This window comes from Kribbella sp. NPDC026611 (assembly GCF_040638345.1).
Taxonomy (GTDB): domain Bacteria; phylum Actinomycetota; class Actinomycetes; order Propionibacteriales; family Kribbellaceae; genus Kribbella.
Map to the genome: position 1 here is coordinate 57,372 of NZ_JBEZYC010000014.1, position 16,950 is coordinate 74,321.

General features: G+C 69.3%; 17 protein-coding genes. 11 read left to right on the top strand and 6 right to left on the bottom strand.

From position 1 onward, the window contains the following. Complete coding sequence (locus AB0E69_RS38640) at nt 1-1,095, bottom strand: S-(hydroxymethyl)mycothiol dehydrogenase (protein ID WP_360158509.1); 1,095 nt, start codon at nt 1,093-1,095, stop codon at nt 1-3. A gap of 156 nt (nt 1,096-1,251) precedes the next feature. On the opposite strand from AB0E69_RS38640, the gene AB0E69_RS38645 reads away from it, so the two are divergent. The 4 genes from AB0E69_RS38645 to AB0E69_RS38660 are packed head-to-tail and all read left to right on the top strand — an operon-like array spanning nt 1,252 to nt 4,914. After that, the gene (locus AB0E69_RS38645) at nt 1,252-2,130 is read left to right on the top strand and encodes an ABC transporter ATP-binding protein (RefSeq protein ID WP_360158512.1); all 879 of its coding nucleotides are present in this window, start codon (nt 1,252-1,254) and stop codon (nt 2,128-2,130) included. Further along, the gene (locus AB0E69_RS38650; RefSeq protein WP_360158515.1) at nt 2,127-2,942 is read left to right on the top strand and encodes an ABC transporter permease; all 816 of its coding nucleotides are present in this window, start codon (nt 2,127-2,129) and stop codon (nt 2,940-2,942) included. The genes AB0E69_RS38645 and AB0E69_RS38650 overlap by 4 nt, the downstream gene beginning before the upstream one ends. After that, a complete protein-coding gene (locus tag AB0E69_RS38655; RefSeq protein ID WP_360158518.1) occupies nt 2,942-4,270 on the top strand; it encodes a sensor histidine kinase in 1,329 nt (442 codons plus the stop codon). Before AB0E69_RS38650 ends, AB0E69_RS38655 begins: the two co-directional genes overlap by 1 nt. Then, nucleotides 4,267-4,914, top strand: a complete 648-nt coding sequence (locus AB0E69_RS38660) for a response regulator transcription factor (protein ID WP_360158521.1) — start codon at nt 4,267-4,269, stop codon at nt 4,912-4,914. The genes AB0E69_RS38655 and AB0E69_RS38660 overlap by 4 nt, the downstream gene beginning before the upstream one ends. Here AB0E69_RS38660 and AB0E69_RS38665 read toward each other — a convergent pair. Next, complete coding sequence (locus AB0E69_RS38665; protein ID WP_360158524.1) at nt 4,911-5,858, bottom strand: hypothetical protein; 948 nt, start codon at nt 5,856-5,858, stop codon at nt 4,911-4,913. The two genes, AB0E69_RS38660 and AB0E69_RS38665, sit on opposite strands and share 4 nt — an antisense overlap. Nucleotides 5,859-5,893: 35 nt before the next feature. Next, nucleotides 5,894-6,760: an isoprenyl transferase gene (locus AB0E69_RS38670; protein WP_360158527.1), complete on the bottom strand. Its 867-nt coding sequence runs from the start codon at nt 6,758-6,760 to the stop codon at nt 5,894-5,896. Nucleotides 6,761-7,071: 311 nt separating this feature from the next. Here AB0E69_RS38670 and AB0E69_RS38675 point away from each other — a divergent pair, with 311 nt between their 5' ends. The 4 genes from AB0E69_RS38675 to AB0E69_RS38690 are packed head-to-tail and all read left to right on the top strand — an operon-like array spanning nt 7,072 to nt 9,648. Beyond that, on the top strand, nt 7,072-7,476 hold the full coding sequence (locus tag AB0E69_RS38675; RefSeq protein WP_360158530.1) for a hypothetical protein: 405 nt from the start codon (nt 7,072-7,074) through the stop codon (nt 7,474-7,476). Nucleotides 7,477-7,490: 14 nt separating this feature from the next. Beyond that, nucleotides 7,491-8,456 carry a hypothetical protein gene (locus AB0E69_RS38680; protein ID WP_360158533.1) on the top strand — a complete coding sequence of 322 codons (966 nt, stop codon included), beginning with the start codon at nt 7,491-7,493 and terminating at the stop codon, nt 8,454-8,456. Next, nucleotides 8,453-8,935, top strand: a complete 483-nt coding sequence (locus AB0E69_RS38685) for a hypothetical protein (RefSeq protein WP_360158536.1) — start codon at nt 8,453-8,455, stop codon at nt 8,933-8,935. Before AB0E69_RS38680 ends, AB0E69_RS38685 begins: the two co-directional genes overlap by 4 nt. Next, nucleotides 8,932-9,648, top strand: coding sequence for a hypothetical protein (locus AB0E69_RS38690; protein ID WP_360158539.1), 717 nt, complete (start codon nt 8,932-8,934; stop codon nt 9,646-9,648). The genes AB0E69_RS38685 and AB0E69_RS38690 overlap by 4 nt, the downstream gene beginning before the upstream one ends. Here the strand turns inward: AB0E69_RS38690 and recO are convergent. Genes recO through AB0E69_RS38705 form a run of 3 tightly spaced genes read right to left on the bottom strand, consistent with a single transcriptional unit; the run spans nt 9,581 to nt 12,153 of the window. Further along, entirely contained in the window at nt 9,581-10,324 is a 744-nt protein-coding gene (recO, locus tag AB0E69_RS38695; RefSeq protein WP_360158542.1) for a DNA repair protein RecO, read from the bottom strand. The genes AB0E69_RS38690 and recO overlap by 68 nt on opposite strands. A gap of 12 nt (nt 10,325-10,336) precedes the next feature. Further along, entirely contained in the window at nt 10,337-11,164 is an 828-nt protein-coding gene (locus tag AB0E69_RS38700; protein ID WP_360158545.1) for an SDR family oxidoreductase, read from the bottom strand. Next, complete coding sequence (locus tag AB0E69_RS38705; RefSeq protein WP_360158548.1) at nt 11,161-12,153, bottom strand: aldo/keto reductase; 993 nt, start codon at nt 12,151-12,153, stop codon at nt 11,161-11,163. The genes AB0E69_RS38700 and AB0E69_RS38705 overlap by 4 nt, the downstream gene beginning before the upstream one ends. A gap of 214 nt (nt 12,154-12,367) precedes the next feature. Here AB0E69_RS38705 and AB0E69_RS38710 point away from each other — a divergent pair, with 214 nt between their 5' ends. From AB0E69_RS38710 to AB0E69_RS38720, 3 genes are read left to right on the top strand one after another with little or no spacing between them, the layout of a single operon-like run. Continuing rightward, nucleotides 12,368-15,472 carry an FtsX-like permease family protein gene (locus AB0E69_RS38710; protein ID WP_360158551.1) on the top strand — a complete coding sequence of 1,035 codons (3,105 nt, stop codon included), beginning with the start codon at nt 12,368-12,370 and terminating at the stop codon, nt 15,470-15,472. After that, nucleotides 15,469-16,305 (top strand): ATP-binding cassette domain-containing protein, encoded by an 837-nt coding sequence (locus tag AB0E69_RS38715; protein ID WP_360158554.1) that lies wholly within the window; start codon nt 15,469-15,471, stop codon nt 16,303-16,305. The genes AB0E69_RS38710 and AB0E69_RS38715 overlap by 4 nt, the downstream gene beginning before the upstream one ends. After that, nucleotides 16,302-16,949: an ATP-binding cassette domain-containing protein gene (locus AB0E69_RS38720; RefSeq protein ID WP_360158557.1), complete on the top strand. Its 648-nt coding sequence runs from the start codon at nt 16,302-16,304 to the stop codon at nt 16,947-16,949. Before AB0E69_RS38715 ends, AB0E69_RS38720 begins: the two co-directional genes overlap by 4 nt. Nucleotide 16,950: the final 1 nt, after the last annotated feature.

Consider the following 16,950-nt stretch of genomic DNA (forward strand, 5'->3'; position numbering starts at 1 on the left):
TCAGAAGACGACCACCGAGCGGAGTACGTCGCCGTGGTGCATCTTGGTGAAGGCTGCTTCTACCTCGTCAAGGGTGATCGTTTCGGAGACGAAGCGGTCGAGGGGGAGGCGGCCTTGGAGATGGAGGTCGATGAGGAGGGGGAAGTCGCGGGTCGGGAGGCAGTCGCCGTACCAGCTGGACTTCAGCGAGCCGCCGCGACCGAAGAAGTCGAGGAGCGGCATCTGCAGGCGCATGTCGGGCGTGGGTACGCCGACCAGGACCACCGTGCCGGCGAGGTCGCGCGCGTAGAACGCCTGCTTCCACGTCTCCGGCCGACCGACCGCGTCGATCACCACGTCCGCGCCGAACCCACCGGTCAGCTCCTGCACCGCCGCGACCACCCCGTTGTGGTCGAGCGACCTCGAGTTGATCGTGTGGGTCGCCCCGAGCTCCTGCGCCGTGACCAGCTTCCGCTCGTCGATGTCGATCGCGATGATCTTGGCCGCGCCGGCCAGCCGAGCGCCGACGACCGCCGCAGTACCGACACCACCGCAGCCGATCACCGCCACGGTGTCACCACGACCGACGTTGCCCGTGTTGATCGCGGCGCCCAGACCGGCCATCACCCCACAGCCGAGCAGCCCGGCGACCTCAGGCTTCGCGGCCGGATCGACCTTCGTGCACTGACCGGCCGCGACCAGCGTCTTCTCCGCGAACGCCCCGATCCCGAGCGCCGGGCTCAGCTCGGTCCCGTCCGCGAGCGTCATCTTCTGGTTCGCGTTGTGCGTGTTGAAGCAGTACCACGGCCGCCCGCGCAGGCACGCGCGACAGTTCCCGCACACGGCCCGCCAGTTCAGTACGACGAAGTCGCCCGGCTGCAGGTCCGTCACCCCGTCGCCGACCGCCTCCACGATCCCCGCGGCCTCGTGCCCGAGCAGGAACGGGAACTCGTCGTTGATCCCGCCCTCCCGGTAGTGCAGGTCCGTGTGGCAGACACCGCACGCCTGCACTCGCACCACGGCCTCACCAGGGCCGGGGTCCGGGATCGTGATCTGCTCGATCGACACCGGCGCACCCTTGCTCGCCGCCACCACACCACGCACCGTCTGAGCCATTCCCCGACGCTAACCGCCGTACCCCGGTCCCGTCAGCCTCCCCGGGCGTGGCGGGTCGCGCCGGACGGAGTACACCGCGGTGTCCACCGGTCGGGGGACATGGCGTCATCCTGCCGATGCTCCCTGCGGACCACGCCGGACCGCGAGAGTTGAGGCATGGAGACAGACAACGCAGTGCGGGTGCGCGGCCTGGTCAAGCGGTACCCGGACAAGGTCGCGGTCAACGGTGTCGACCTGGACATCCACCGGGGCGAGGTCTTCGCCCTGCTCGGCCCGAACGGGGCCGGCAAGACGACGGCCACGGAGATCCTGGAGGGGTATCGCCGGGCCGACGAGGGCGAGATCAGCGTGCTGGGCACCGACCCGGCGCACGGCGACCGGGTCTGGCGGTCCCGGATCGGGATCGTCGCACAGACCAGCCGCGACGAGCCCGAGCTGACCGTGAGCGAGGTCATCAACCACTTCGCCGGCTACTACCCACACCCACGCGACCCTGAGCAGGTGATCGCCGCGGTCGGGCTGGAGGAGAAGCGGCGGACCCGGACCCGCAAGCTGTCCGGCGGCCAGCGCCGCCGCCTCGACGTCGCGCTCGGCGTGATCGGCAACCCGGAGCTGCTGTTCCTGGACGAGCCGACCACCGGGTTCGACCCGGAGGCGCGCCGGCAGTTCTGGACGCTGATCGAGGAGCTCCGCACCGAGGGCACGACGATCCTGCTCACCACCCACTACCTCGACGAGGCCGAGCACCTCGCCGACCGGGTCGGCGTGATCGCCGACGGCCGGATGATCGAGGTCGCGACGCCGGAAACTCTCGGCGGCCGCGGCGCCCGGACCGCACGCGTCTCCTGGCTGAGCGCGGACGGCATGCGCGAGGTCCGCACCGACCAGCCGACCGCGGAGGTCGCCCGGCTGCTGGCGGAGTACGGCGGCGAGGTCCCGGAGCTCGAGGTACGGCGACCCAGCCTGGAAGACATCTACCTGGAACTGATCGGATCGGTCACCGCCGAGCCGGCCCTCGAAGGAGCGACCCGATGAGCACCACCGCCACCCTCCCCTCGCCGCTGAAGGTCGGCGTCTCCCGGGCGAAGATCGAGGTGAAGGAGTTCTTCCGCGAGCGCGAGCAGCTGATCTTTACGTTCTTCTTCCCGATCATCTTCCTCGGCATCTTCTCGGCCGTGTTCAGCGGCACCGACTTCTCCGGTGGCGTCAACGCGGCCACCTACTTCACCCCGGGAATGATTGCCTCCGGCATCTTCCTGACCAGCTTCCAGTCGCTCGCCATCCAGATCGCGGTCGAGCGCGACCAGGACGTGCTGAAGCGGCTCCGCGGTACGCCGATGTCCCCGCAGTCGTACTTCATCGGCAAGATCGGCATGGTGCTGGCCACCTCGATCCTGCAGTTCGGCCTGCTGCTGCTGATCGCCGGCCTGCTGCTCGGCGTCGACATCCCGACCGAGCCGGAGAAGTGGCTGCGCTTCGTCTGGATCTTCGTGCTCGGTACTGCGTCCGGCTCGGTCCTGGGGATCGCGTTCTCGGTGGTGCCGAAGTCGGGCAAGGGTGCGCCGGCCGTGATCACGCCGATCGTCCTGCTGCTGCAGTTCATCTCCGGTGTGTACTTCGTCTACAGCAGCCTGCCGACCTGGATGCAGACGGTCTCCGAGTTCTTCCCGCTCAAGTGGCTCGCCCAGGGCATGCGCTCGGTGTTCCTGCCGGACGCGATGGAGGCGAGCGAGCCGGGTCACTCGTGGCAGCTGGGCACCGGCGCGATCGTGCTCACGGTCTGGCTGGTGGTCGGCCTGTTCCTCGCCCAGCGGGTGTTCCGCTGGACGCGCCGGGACGCGGGCTGATGAACGCCCTCACCGGTACGGCGTCGGACCTTCCGGACCGGCGTCGTACCGAGCTGTCCGCTTCCCCCGCGCTGGCCGGGCCTCGTCTGTGGCTCCTGGTGTGGAGGAAGATGGTGGCCGTGGAGACCTCTGCCGCCGGACAGCCGGTGTGGACGCGGGCCCTCGTCGGATGGCACATCGTGTTCTGGGTGTTGCTGGCGACGACAGTGGGTTTGTCGTTCCTGGACGGTTTGAGTGCGGCGCGGCAGGCGGTTTTCGTCGGCGCCGCGGTGGTGCTGGGTGCGGCGTACCAGTTCGTGGGGCTGCCGGCGATCCGGTCGCGGCGGCGGTTGCCGTCGTACGCCTATAGGTTGGTTCTGATCGCCGCACTGATGGTGCTGATCGGGCTGTACCCGCAGTCGGTGTTCCTGATGTTCATCGCGTCGGCGCAGATCTGGTTGCTGTGCCAGGACGTGCGCGAGGGCGCCGGCCTGAGCCTGCTGCTGGTGACCGGGGTCGGTGCGGCGCAACTGTGGAACGCCGGGTGGGGCTGGGACGCGTTCTGGAACATCCTGCCGTGGATGCTGGTCAGCCTTGTGGTCAGCCTGCTGTTCGGGATCTGGATCGAGAAGGTGATCACCCAGAGCCAGCAGCGGGCCGAGCTGATCGAGCAGCTCGAGTCGGCGCGGGACCAGCTCGCTGAGGCGCACCACAGCGCCGGTGTGATGGCTGAGCGGGAGCGTATGGCGCGGGAGATCCACGACACGCTCGCACAGGGGATGACGAGCATCGTCATGCTGTCCCAGGCCGCTCAGGTGGAGCTGCAGCGCGGCGGAGCCGACGACGCGGCCGCTCGGCTGGCAGCGATCGAGGACACCGCCCGGGAGAACCTGGCCGAGGCGCGTGCGCTCGTTGCCGCGTTCACTCCGGTCGCGTTGTCCGAGGCAACGCTGACCGAGGTACTGCGTCGGCAGGCGGAGCGGTTCGCTGCGGAGACCGGTGTGGACGTGCAGGTGGTGCTGGACATGCCCGACGACGAGGTGGCGGCGCTACCGCAGGCGCAGCAGGTGGTGCTGCTGCGGTCGGCACAAGAGGCGCTGGCGAACGTCCGGAAGCATGCTGCGGCGACGCAGGTGCTCATTACGCTGGCGTGGTCGGACAGCGGGGTGGGGATCGAGATCCGCGACGACGGGACCGGATTCACGCCGGACGCGGTGTCAGGTGGGTTCGGGTTGAACGCGATGCGCGGGCGGGTCGAGGAGTCCGGTGGGTCGGTGCAGGTCGAGAGTGCACCTGGACGTGGTACACGTGTGCAGGTGCTGATCCCGGCTGTGCAGGAGGACCTGTGATCTCAGTGGTGGTGGTCGACGACCACCCGGTAGTGCGGTCCGGCCTGACCGGGATGCTCGCGGTGACCGACGACATCAGCGTGGTCGGCGAGGCGGGCGACGGGGCGGAGGCGCTCGCGGTGGTGGAGTCGACGCGGCCTGACGTCGTACTGATGGATCTGCGGATGCCGCGGATGGACGGGGTCACTGCGACGGGGGCGATCGTGTCCGGGTACCCGGCGACGCGGGTGCTGGTGCTGACGACGTACGACACGGACACGGACATCCTGCATGCGGTCGAGGCGGGTGCCGCGGGGTACCTGCTGAAGGACACACCGCACACGGAGCTGCTGGACGGGATCCGTGCGGCTGCTCGTGGCGAGACGGTCCTTGCTCCGCCGGTCGCTGCTCGGTTGATGTCGCGTCTGCGTACGCCGGCCGCGCCGCCGGCCGGCGTACCGTCACCGCGTGAGCTGGAGGTGCTGGCGGCGGTGGCGCGTGGGCTGAGCAACGCGGAGATCGGGCGGGAGCTGTTCATCGGCGAGGCGACGGTCAAGACGCATCTGCAGCGGCTGTTCGCCAAGCTGGACGTGGACGACCGCACCCGGGCCGTCACGGTTGCCATCGAGCGCGGTCTGCTGCCGCACCCGCGAGCTACGCCTTAGTGATCCTTGGTGATACCGCCATTGCCTGGGCTGTAGGCGTACTTCTGGTGAATCTCGACGGCCTCGCCCGGCTGCCGTTCATCCGCCAGACCCCGTGGCTGCTGACCTTCTCTCGCGGTCGGGTTGGCGGCGACGCGTGCCGTTTCGGCGAGGGCTGGGTCGACGGCGGGCACTGGCCCGGCAGCGACGGCGTTGGTGCGGGTGGGGTCGGCCGCAGTCGCCAGCGCGGCGTCGACGTCGACCTCAGCTACCGCGTTCGTCGCTTGCCACCGGTCGTACACGATGTCCTGGCAGGTGTAGAGCTCTCCACGGAGCGACTGGAGCTGCTCGTTCAGGGTGTTGCCGGTCTTCTCTACGGCGCCGGAGTGCTCACGCTTCTTGCTGACGGCATACTCCGCCCGCTCCAGCGCGGCCGCCGTACCCACCGCACCGCTCTCTTCCTTGCCTACCGTCTCGATCGCGCGTTGCAACGAGGCCCGTGAGTCGCCGACCGTCGTCCGGAGGAACTCGAGCCTGTCCCGCAGAACGGCGGTCCCCTCGGTCCGCTGACCGGGCGGCTGCTCCAGCCGGTCCAGGTTCTCGACGCTCTCCCCGAGCCGCGTCTCGTGCTTGGCCAGCTTCTCCTCGAGCTCGGTGAGGGTCTCGAGATCGCCCTTGAGTCCCTCGATCAGCTCCCCGGCGAGCTTGGTTGCTTCGGTGAACCGCGCCCGGACCAGTGCGTCGGCCGCCTCCCTCTGCGTCGGCGGGGCGTCGAGCGCGCTGGTCTCGGTCGCCCGGATCTCACCGACCTTGGCGCGCAGGTCGGACAGCACGTCGAACTGGTCGTCGACGGACGCCTCGAGCTCACTCAGGTCGAACGGCAGGGACTGCACCGCCGCGTGCGCATCGGCCACCGCGTGGTGGGTTGGGCTCCGCCCGTCCAGGTGCGCCGCGTCGTACGTCATGCCTGCCCTCCGGTTGGTTGATCACTGCATCGAACCTAGACGCTCGTGGGGCCGGATCCGTTCCCACCGTCGGGCACCGGGTTCGGCACTGCTCCGCCGTACCGGCGGTCTCGCTGGGCGTACTGCTCGATCGCCTGCCAGAGGTGTCGGCGGTCGAAGTCCGGCCAGAGCGTGTCCATGAACACCATCTCGGCGTACGCGAGCTGCCAGATCAGGAAGTTGCTGGTGCGCTGCTCGCCGGACGGGCGGATGTAGAGGTCGACCTCGGGGATGTCCGGGGCGTAGAGGTGCCGGGCGACGGTGGCCTCGGTGATCCGGTCCGGCTTGAGCTTGCCCTCGGCAACCTCGCGGGCGATCGAGCGCATCGCGTCGGCGAGCTCGGCGCGGCCGCCGTAGTTCACGCAGAACTGCAAGGTGATGGTGTCGTTGTGCTTGGTCCGCTCCTGCGCGTACTCCAGCTCGTCGATCACGCTCTTCCACAGCCGCGGCCTTCGGCCGGACCAGACCACCCGGACACCCATCGCGTCGAGCTCGTCGCGGCGGCGGTGGATCACCTCCCGGTTGAACCCCATCAGGAAGCGCACTTCCTCGGGTGAGCGCGACCAGTTCTCGGTCGAGAACGCGTATGCCGAGAGGTACTTCACCCCGATCTCGATCCCGCCCTTGATCACATCGAGCAACGACGCCTCTCCCGCCCGATGCCCCTCCGTCCGCGGCAGCCCCCGCTCCTTCGCCCAGCGCCCGTTCCCGTCCATCACGATCGCCACATGCCGAGGCACGAACTCCAACGGAATCCCCGGCACCCGCTCCCCCGACGGATGCGGCTCCGGCGGCACCACCACCTTCCCCCGCCCATCCCCCTCCACCACTCCCCGACCCCGACGACGACCAATAGGCGACATGCCCCAGATCCTCCCACCACCCCCCGCACCCTGTGGATAACCACCCCACCCACCACCCTCCGTATGCAACCCTTTACACAACCCCACCCAAAGGAGCCCCCTCAATGCGCCACCCGGCCCTCCTCCCCACCTTGGCAACCCTCTGCGCCCTCACCACCCTCACAGCCTGCCAAGGCTCCCCAGAGGCCGGCCGCCCAGACACCACCCCCACCTCCCAGTCCCCCACACCCACCCCAAACCCCTCCGCACCCTCGACCCTCGCCTGGACCCCTGAAGAGCAAACAGCCATCACCGCGGCAAAGGCGCGGTACGTGACGGCGCGGGCTGCGATTGATCTGGCGCTCAACAATCCGAAGGCCGCTACTCCGGAGAAGCTTCGGGAGGCGGGTAACGGCGGTAACTGGGTGATTCAGGTACTCGGCGATGTGCAGTTCGACAGGGATCGTGGTTGGTACCAGCACGGCAAGGTGGTTCTGAGTTCGGTAGGTGCGACGTCAGTCAAGCTCGAGGCGGAGCAGCCTCAGGTGCTTCTGGCTGTCTGCCTGGACACGTCCAAGACGATGCTGCGTTTCCAGAAGAGCCACAAGCCGGTTCCTGTCGGACCTGGCAACGGAAAGCGGCACAAGGTGCTGGCCTCGGTCGTTTATGCGCCTCCCGTTGGACAGACCAAGAAGGCATGGTTCCTCGTGGACGAGAAAGATTCCGGCTCATGTTGAGAGCAACAATTCGCATGCTTGTCGGTGCTGTCGCGCTGGCCGGCATCACGCTTGTACAGAATGCGCCGGCAGAAGGCGCCGTGCCGCCGAAGCCCGCGGGCGATTACGTTCTGGTCTGCAACACCACTCACGACTGCATGTGGATCTTGCGGTCTGTGGCGGAGGGTGAGGGCGACACGGACGATCCTGCCAAGCCTGCTGGGCATACCAAGCCGGTCTGCCAGTTCGGCGGCGCTCCACAAGCTTGCACCTCCGCGCTGGGCAGTTGGTCGAACAGCAACCAGTGCTACCTCCAAAGCCTGAGTCCGCAGCCCCCTTACAGCGATCCCGCCTGGGAAGGCCATACCGACGGGGCGGTCTGGGCGTGCGTCCGCGAGGAGGGCTACGACAAAGGCAAACACCTCGTGACGCGCTGGGTCTGGATCCCTGGCCGACCGGACATCGCGGTCGTCGATCCGGTAACTCTGGCCTATCAGGCGATCGCGCAGATGCACCTGGCTCCACCTTTGATCAAGACGGCGCCTGCGGTCGGCCAAGTCGGCCTCGTGAACATGCCTGTCTGGCTGTGGGTGACCAAGACAGAGAGCACATGGGGACCCATCCAACGAAGTGCCAGCGTGCCAGGACTGACGGTCACGGCAACGGCCCAGGTCAAGGCAGTCAACTGGTCAATGGGAGACGGAAACACCATCCGCTGCGAAGGTCCGGGCACGCCGTACGCCGCGTCAATGGGCATCAAGGATTCCCCCACCTGTGGCCACCGCTATAAGAAAACGTCCAGCAAGCTATCGGACTGCAGGTACCCGGTGACGGCTGTTGCGCAGTGGGACGTCACGTGGCGGAGCACGTTGGGGGATTCTGGGGAGATCTCGATGACGCAGGAAGCCGGCACTCGGTTGCGGATTGGGGAGGGGGTGCCGGTTTTGGTGGATCCTGGTGGGGGTGCGGTTGTGGGGGTGGGGAAGGAGGGGTGTCGGTGAGCTGGCGGTCGGTTGAGGAGTTGCGGGACGAGTTGCCGGCGGTTCTGGTCAGGTTTCGGGCGGGGCAGACTCGGGCGTTCAGTTTTGGGAACGGCGGGCCGGATGCGGTCGTGCTGACGTACGAGGAGTTCGAGGACATCGAGGGGTGGGACAGGCTCGCCCTGCCGGACGAGGTGGTCTCGCCTGAGGTTCTCGCTGCGAGGTTGGACGAGATCGTGGCGGGAGGCGTGGCGCCGGTTGTCTGGGGTGAGAACGGGCAGGCGGAGGCAATCGTGATGTCGGCCGCGCAGTACCGGCGGCTGCGCGGGGATCACCAGCCCCCACCGGGGGTCATGGACGATCCGACGCGGACGATCTATGCCTCGGAGCCGTTGCCTGACAGCCGGCCGTTGGACCTGGACGAGTGGGCCGCTCAGATGGGGCCGGAGACGCAGGCTCTGCTCGAGGAGTTGCGTCGTGAGGGCCGCGACGGATCGTGAGCGGCCCGGCCCGGTACGAACTGGTGGCGGGCCCCGCGTTCAACCTCGACTACCGCCGGCTCGACCTCGCGGCGGGCTGGAACCCTGGCGGTCCCGAGGCTGCACTCAGGCGTGAGGTACTGCGCACCTTGCTCGACCTCGCCGAGGGAAAGACCAATGGGCATCACGGGCTGACCTGGAAGCCAGGCGAGGGCGATCTCCGCGACTGTGTCGCGGTGTACCTCCGTTCGGATCCGGCGAAACCTGCCGACTACCGCTTGGTGTTCCGCGAGCACGGACCGATCGAGGCGCCTCGGCGCGAGCTGCTCGCGATCAAGCCCAGGCGTGGCGTCAACAACGTCTACGTGCACGTTCTCGCGCGTCTGAGGCGGCACCGGCACGACGAGCAGCCCGGTCTGCGCCGCTTCGACGCCCAGCCCAGCATCCCCCGCACGCCCTCACGCCAGGCGGACCTCGATGCCGGACGCGCGATCGCTCAAGCCTGGGCCGGCCAGCAGCCCTTGCGGTTCTCTCGCCCGCTCCGGATCGGCAGCGCACCTGCCGCCAGCCACAAGACGCCCGCCTCGCAGCAGCGGACCGAACGTCCGGCGGGAGCCCGCCCCCGGCCCACTCGGCTGGCCCGGTCGAGGGTGGTAGGCCAATCCCTCAGGCCCCGCCTGCGGTCAGGTCGAGGTGGGGGAGGGAGCGGAGTTGGTTTTCTTGGTGGTAGGTGAAGAAGGCGGCTATTAGGCCGGTGGATTCTCGGCGGGTTCGGGGGTCGGCTTGGAGGGCTGTGGGCCAGTCGCCGGTGAGGAGGGCGGCTAGGTGGGTGATGGTGGCGGGGGCGGGCATGGCTGAGGCTGGGGGGCGGCAGGTGGTGCAGACCATGCCGCCGGCGGCGGGGTTGAAGGCTCGGTGGGGGCCTGGGTCGCCGCAGCGGGCGCAGTCGGCGAAGCTGGGGGCGTAGCCGGAGATGGAGAGGGAGCGGAGGAGGAAGGAGTCCAGGACCAGGCCTGGTTCGCGTTCGCCGGTGGAGAGGACGCGCAGAGCCCCGGCGAGCAGGAGATGCTGCTGGGTTGCGGGTTCCTTCTCCTCGACGACCAGGCGGTCGGCGGTCTCCAGCAGCACGGTGCCGGTGGTGTAGCGGGCGTAGTCGCCGACGATGCCCTCGCCGTACGCCGCGATCGACTCGGCCTGCGTGACGACGTCGAGCGTCCGGCCCACAGCCAGCTGCAGGTCGACGTGGCTGAAAGGCTCCAACCGCGCGCCGAACCGCGACGAGGTACGCCGGACCCCCTTCGCGACCGCACGGACCTTGCCGTGCGCGCGGGTCAGCAGCGTGGCGATCCGGTCGGCCTCACCCAGCTTCTGGGTACGCAGCACGATCGCCTGATCCCGGTAGAGCGGCACCCGATCAGTGTCTCACCCGCGACCGACAAACGACTCGAGGCTGATCGGCTCTTGCCCCGTGATGTCCAGGACAGCCGACGAAACTTTCCCCAGCTCCCCGCTGGCGATCGCGGCGTACGACGTGACCCACCCGGCCACCTCCCACGCCGGAGCACCGTACGACTCCCGCGACCGATAGGCCTCGTCCAGCGTCTCCGGCTCGTACCGGATCCGCCGCCCCCAAGCGTCCCCGAGCACCGCGGCAGCCTCAGCCAGCGAAAACGCGGTCGGCCCGGTCAAATCGTAGGTAGCACCCACATGTCCCGGATCCACCAGCACCCGCGCCGCCACCGCCGCCACGTCGTCCCGGGCCACCGCCGCCACCCGCCCGTCCCCGGCCGGCCCGCGAATCACCCCGTCCTCTCCCACGTACCCCGTGACGAAGTCCAGGTAGAGGTTGTCCCGCAGGAACGTGAAGTCCACACCCGACGCCCGGATGTGCTCCTCGGTGTGCCAATGGTCCCGGGCGAAGGTAAACGTCGCCCCCGGCGCCGCCCCGACGAACGACGTGTAGACGATCCGCCGCACCCCGGCCGCCACCGCCGCGTCAACCGTTGCCTTATGCAATGAAACCCGGTCCGCCGACTCGCTGGCGCTGATCAGCATCAGTACGTCGACCCCGTCCAGCGCGTTCAGCAACGCGGCATGCTCGCCGTACGCCGCCTGCACCGCCGAGGCCCCCGGCAACGACGGCGCCCGGCCCACGTCGCGCACGACCATCCGCAGCGGTACGCCGGACGAGGCCAGCAACCGCGCGATCCGGGACCCCAGCTGACCGGTCGCCCCGGTAAGGCCGATCACTGGCCCACCAGGTCCATCCCACCGGGTGCGTACCGATCGCCGGAGCCGGCGTCCGGTGGGAACGCGGCATCCAGCGCAGCCAACTCGTCGGATGTCAGTTCCACCGAGACGGCAGCCAGGTTCTCCGCCAGGTAGGACCGCCGCTTCGTCCCGGGGATCGGCGCCACATCATTGCCCTGCGCAAGCAACCACGCGAGCGCCAGCTGCCCCGGAGTCACCGACCGCGCCGCCGCCAGCTCCTCCACCTTCGCCACCAGATCCAGGTTCCGCTGGAAGTTCTCCCCCTGGAACCGCGGCAACCCCCGCCGCATGTCGTCCGCAGGGAAATCGGCAGGCGACTTGATCTGCCCGGTCAGGAACCCCCGCCCCAGCGGGCTGAACGGCACGAACCCGATTCCCAGCTCGCGCAGCGTCGGCAGTACGACGGTCTCCGGATCCCGCGTCCACAGCGACCACTCGCTTTGGACGGCCGTGATCGGGTGCACCGCGTGCGCGGCCCGCACGGTCGAACCGTTCACCTCGGACAGCCCGAGGTACCGCACCTTGCCGGCCGTCACCATCGACGCCATCGCCCCGACCGTCTCCTCGATCGGGATCTTCGGGTCCTTCCGGTGCAGGTACCAGAGGTCGACGTGATCGACGCCGAGCCGCCGCAACGACGCGTCCAGCGCCTGTACGGCGTACTCCGGCGACCCGTCCACCACGGTCGGCACCCCGGCCTCCCCCGGCGCCGGCTTGAAGCCGAACTTCGTTGCCAGCGTCACCTCGTCCCGCCGGCCCGCGATCGCGCGGCCGACCAGCGACTCGTTCGATCCGTCGTCGCCGTAGATGTCGGCGGTGTCGAGGAAGGTACAGCCGGCGTCGAGGGCCGCGTGGATGGTCGCGATCGACTCGTCGTCGTCGGCGATCACGCCGTACGCCTGGGACATCCCCATGCACCCGAGGCCGAGACAGGAAACGGTCAGTTCGCCGAGCTGGGATTCACGCATGCCCCCGAACCTACCGCCGACCGCCTCGATGGTGGGAGGGAGCCCGGACCGATCACGATCTGTGACTCATATTCCGGGTCAGGCAACAAAAATGTGACATTTTGCCGCCGATCCGGACAGCATCCGCAACGTTCCGTACATTCAGCGGGCGAGGTGGGCAAAGCGAGACGGGCCGAGGCGGAGCCGGCCGGCCAAGGGGAACGCTGGGGGTCTGATGTTTCTGCGACAGGCGCTGCGGTACCGCTGGTCCCAGTCGCTGGTGCTGGCCGGAATCAGCCTGCTGATCGGCGCATGCGCGGTGTTCGCACCGTGGTTCGCTCGTGCGGTCGAGCAGACCGTGATGACCGAGACGCTCTCCAAGCAGTGGCTGGAGTCGGCCTGGCAGCTGGAGGCGACCGCCCCGCGGTTCACCGACGCACCGGCAAGCAAGCCCGAGGACCTCGACCAGCTCGTCCCCGCCGACGTCAGGCCGCTCTTCACCCCACCGCTGCACGGTATGGACTCCGACGTCGCCTGGCGTACGCCGTCCTTCGGCCAGGACCCGTCCGTCCCCGGCAAGCTGATCTGGCGGGACGGGTACTGCGAGCAGCTCACCGTCGTCGAAGGCCGCTGCCCGCAGGCGCCCAACGAGGTGATCGCCGGCGTCAAGGACAAGACGACCTGGGAGTTCAAGGTCGGTACGGTGCTCGCCGCGCACGCCAGCGACGGCGGTCTGAAGCCGGACGCGAAGCTGACCGTGGTCGGGTTCTACGAGCCCAAGCAGGCCCGGGGCGAGTACTGGTACGGGCGAACGCCGGTCAGCCACTCCCGGCGGCCGGTCGACAAGGACCCCGGGTCGTCGGACTTCCTCTTCGCCACCCGGGACACCCTGAGCGCGGCCCAGTGGGTCAGTGCCTCGACCATGGACACCCGTCCGATGCCGCACATCGCACAGCTCGACGATCTGACCCGCATGGCCGACGCGACCCGGATGGTGAACGGCAACGCGGCCGCGAGCGGGCAGAACGCGACCAACACGTCCGCGCTCGTCACTGTGATCGAACAACTGCAGACCCAGCGCCACCAGGCGACCACGATCATCCCGCTGGTGATGGTGCAGGTCGCGCTGTTCGCGGTCGTCGTACTGGCGTTCGCACTTGCCGCTGTGGTGGACCAGCGCCGACCGGAGATCGCGCTGTCGCGGCTCCGGGGCGCGTCGGCCCGCCGTACCGGGCGGTCGATGTTCGCCGAGCTCGGGCTGCCTGTGCTGATCGGCACGGTGTCCGGGATCGCCGCCGGCTTCGGCATCCTGCTGATCGTGCGGGCCACCTGGCTCCGGTACGGCGCTCCGCTGGAGCTGCCGTGGACCGTACCGGTCGCCGCCGCGCTGGCCCTCGTCGTTGCACTGGTCGTCGTGCTGATCCAGGTACGCGGCGCCGTCCGCCAGCCGATCTCGGCGCTCCTCCGTCGAGTAGCACCACGACGTCGGGGTACGGCGATCGCCGTGGCCGACCTGTGCATCATCGTGTTCGCGGTCGCCGGACTCTTCGCCGCGCTGACCGGCGACGGCCACGGCCCGCTGCCGGTCCTCACGCCGGCCCTGCTGGCGCTGGCGGTCGGGCTGACCTTCGCCTACCTCCTCCTCCCCACCGCAGGTCTGATCAGCCGCCGCGCCGCCCGCCGCGGGAGGCTTGGTCTCGCGCTTGGCGCGCTGCAGGTGTCGCGGCGCCCGGTGGTGACCCGGATCGTTGCCGCGGTCGCCGTCGCCGGTGCGTTGCTCGCGTTCGCCGGGCAGGCCGCCTCGGTCGGCGCGCACAACCGGGAGATCCGATCCGGGTACGAGACCGGCGCCGAGGGCGTGTTGAAGATGAACGCCCTGGATCTCGGCGACTTCACCCGAGCTGTCGACAGGATCGATCCGGACCGGCACTGGCTGACCCCGGTGGTGGAGTCCTGGCCGCCCTCCCCCGACGCGCTGAAGTCGATGCTGATCGAGCCGGACAGCTTCCGCCGGATCGCGTTCCGGGGCGACCAACTCACCGACGCCGAGGGCTGGAAGCTGCTGGAGGCACCGAGCGAGCTCAAGCCGATCCAGTTCCGCAGCGCGCAGCTCACCGTCACCGCGTCAACCGGTCAGATGAAGCAGATCGTCGCCCGCGACCAGAGTGGTGAGCCGATCGCGACCGGCAAGCCCAAGTCCGTGCTGCTGCGGGCCAACGTGGTCAGCCTGCGCAACGGCGCCCGCTACCTCGTCACCTTCCCGCCGATGAAGCTTGCGCCAGGCAAGCCGCAGACGCTCCAGGCCTCGGTGGACTGCCTCGGTGGCTGTCAGCTGCTCCGCCTGGGCATCGGCCGGGAGGCCCTTGACCAGGCGGGTCTGCAAGGCGACGTGACCATCAGCAAGCTCTCCAGCGACGACCACCCGAGCATCCAGCTCGGCACCCCGAACGACTGGAAGACGATCCGGGCGACCCAGTCGGACCCGGGCTCGGTCACCCCGAAGGCCGGCGGGCTGCTCACGCTGGCGACCAAGAGCCTCGGCAACGACCAGTACATCCAGTACGCGACCGTGCCGCCGGTGATCCCGGCCCTGGTCAGCCCGGAGTACCACTGGGCCGACGGTACGACGACCAGCCCGGCGCTCGACGGTACGCCGATGACGCTGACCCGCATCGACCGCCTGCGCGGACCGGTCAACCGGTACAGCGACCGGACCGCGGTGGCCGATCTGGAGACGGCCCGTCGCCTCGGTGGCAGCGTCGACGAAGGTGCCACCGACTTCGAGCTGTGGCTGAACGCGGACGGGATGGCGCACGCCGATGCGATCATCGACCAGCTCGGCAAGTCCGGGTTCGAGGCGGAGCTGACGGGCAACCATGCGGAGCGGATCGACGAGTACTCGCGGTCGGCGAGCGCGCTGGCGCTGCAGCTGACCCCGCTGGTCGGCATCGCGGGCTGGGCGCTGGCGATCGTCGTACTGCTGCTGACCGTCGTGACGACCTGGCGGTCGCGCACGCAGGACTACGCGAGCCTGCGGATCACCGGCGTACCTGCTGGGACCACAGGCCGAGCCGCGCGGTGGGAGCAGACCGGTCCGGTCGTGCTGGCCGTGCTGCTGGGGTCGGTGTGCGGAGTGATCGGGGCCAAGGTCGCGCTGCCGCTGATACCGCTGTTCGCCGACCCCGGTGGGCCGGTTCCACTCGACCTGTCGATCAACTGGCCGGTCGCGATCCTGCTGTGGCTGATCGGTACAGCGGTACTCGCGGCGACGACCCTGCTGCTCGGCACCGGCGTTAACCGCCGCTCCAGCTACAGCCGGATCCGGGAGGACCTGACATGACCGGGCTGGCGATCAGCACGACGGGTCTCGTGCACATCTACCGAGCGCACGGGCACGACGTCGCGGCTCTGTCGGGGATCGGGATCACCATCCGGCCCGGTGAGCTGGTAGGTCTGCTGGGACCGTCCGGTGCGGGCAAGTCGACGCTGCTGCAGCTGTGCGGCGGTCTGCTCACCCCGAGCGCCGGGCGGCTGCAGATCGGCGAGCACAACGTCGCCACGATGACCGGACCCGAGCTGGACCACCTGCGGTCCAATGATGTCGGCATCGTGCTGCAGGGCGCCGGCCGGAACCTCCTACCGTACCTGTCCCCCGCCGACAACATCCGGTACGCCCAGCGCGCCGCACCCCGCGGCCGGGACCTGCCGAAGCCCGAGGCCGTGCTGGAGCTCGTCGGTCTCGAGCAGCACGCGAACACGCCGTTGACCACGTTGACGCCCGGCCAGATCCAGCTGTGCGCGGTCGCGGTCGGGATCGCGACGTTCCCAGGGCTGCTGCTCGCCGACGAGCCGACCAGCCAGCTCGACCACCACGCGCGGGACGAGGTGCTGACAGCGATCCGGACCATCAACTCCGAGACCGGGATGACCGTTCTGCTGGTCACCCACGACCCGGAGGTCGCGGCGACGCTCCCCCGCACGATCACCATCCGGGACGGGCGGATCGCGTCCGAGGGTCGTTCGGGCGAGGAGTACGCCGTCGTCGCGACGGACGGATCGTTGCCGCTCCCACCCCATGTCGCCGAGCTGCTGCCGGCCGGGACGCTCGTCCAGGTCACCTCGGACAACGGTGAGATCCGGCTCGTCCCGGTGGAGCAGGAGGGGAACCGATGATCAGCCTGAGCCAGGTGACCGTGCGGTACGGCGACGTGACCGCCGTCGACGACGTGACGTTCGCGGTCCCGCCCGGGTTCGTGCTCGCGGTCAGCGGGCCGTCCGGAGCCGGCAAGAGTTCGTTGCTGTGGGCAATCGCCGGAGCAGTGCGGCCGGCGAAGGGCCAGGTCGAGGTGGACGGTCTGGTGATCGAGGACCGGCCGGCCGCGGCGGCGCACGGCGTCGTACTGATTCCGCAGGGCAACGGGCTCGCGCGGGTGCTGACCGCCCGGGAGAACCTGTCGATCCCGTTGCTGTCGGCAAAGAAGCCGAGCGACGAGGTGGACCGGATCATCGCGGAAGCGCTCGCCGGCGTCGGGCTGGAGGAGAGCGGCGACCATCTGGTCGAGGAGTTGTCCGGTGGTGAGCAGCAGCGGGTGGCCGTTGCCCGCGGCATCGCCCAGCAGGGCCAGGTGATCCTGGCGGACGAGTCGACCAGCGAGCTCGACAGCACGAACCGCGAGCGCGTCCTCGACCTGCTCCGCAACGAGGCCCGCCGCGGCGCCGCGGTCATCATCGCCACCCACGACATCGCCGTCGCCGAAAGCGCCGACGGCCACGCGCTGATGGACGAGGGCCGTCTCACCTGGGCGCGTCGGCTCTGAA

What these genes read in the sequence shown, in the direction of transcription:
- AB0E69_RS38645 (WP_360158512.1), top strand. Translation starts at nt 1,252, where the DNA reads ATGGAGACAGACAACGCAGTGCGGGTGCGCGGCCTGGTCAAGCGGTAC.
- AB0E69_RS38670 (WP_360158527.1), bottom strand. Translation starts at nt 6,760, where the DNA reads ATGTCGCCTATTGGTCGTCGTCGGGGTCGGGGAGTGGTGGAGGGGGAT.
- AB0E69_RS38640 (WP_360158509.1), bottom strand. Translation starts at nt 1,095, where the DNA reads ATGGCTCAGACGGTGCGTGGTGTGGTGGCGGCGAGCAAGGGTGCGCCG.
- AB0E69_RS38720 (WP_360158557.1), top strand. Translation starts at nt 16,302, where the DNA reads ATGATCAGCCTGAGCCAGGTGACCGTGCGGTACGGCGACGTGACCGCC.
- AB0E69_RS38655 (WP_360158518.1), top strand. Translation starts at nt 2,942, where the DNA reads ATGAACGCCCTCACCGGTACGGCGTCGGACCTTCCGGACCGGCGTCGT.
- AB0E69_RS38705 (WP_360158548.1), bottom strand. Translation starts at nt 12,153, where the DNA reads ATGCGTGAATCCCAGCTCGGCGAACTGACCGTTTCCTGTCTCGGCCTC.
- AB0E69_RS38715 (WP_360158554.1), top strand. Translation starts at nt 15,469, where the DNA reads ATGACCGGGCTGGCGATCAGCACGACGGGTCTCGTGCACATCTACCGA.
- AB0E69_RS38650 (WP_360158515.1), top strand. Translation starts at nt 2,127, where the DNA reads ATGAGCACCACCGCCACCCTCCCCTCGCCGCTGAAGGTCGGCGTCTCC.
- AB0E69_RS38710 (WP_360158551.1), top strand. Translation starts at nt 12,368, where the DNA reads ATGTTTCTGCGACAGGCGCTGCGGTACCGCTGGTCCCAGTCGCTGGTG.
- AB0E69_RS38665 (WP_360158524.1), bottom strand. Translation starts at nt 5,858, where the DNA reads ATGACGTACGACGCGGCGCACCTGGACGGGCGGAGCCCAACCCACCAC.
- AB0E69_RS38680 (WP_360158533.1), top strand. Translation starts at nt 7,491, where the DNA reads ATGCTTGTCGGTGCTGTCGCGCTGGCCGGCATCACGCTTGTACAGAAT.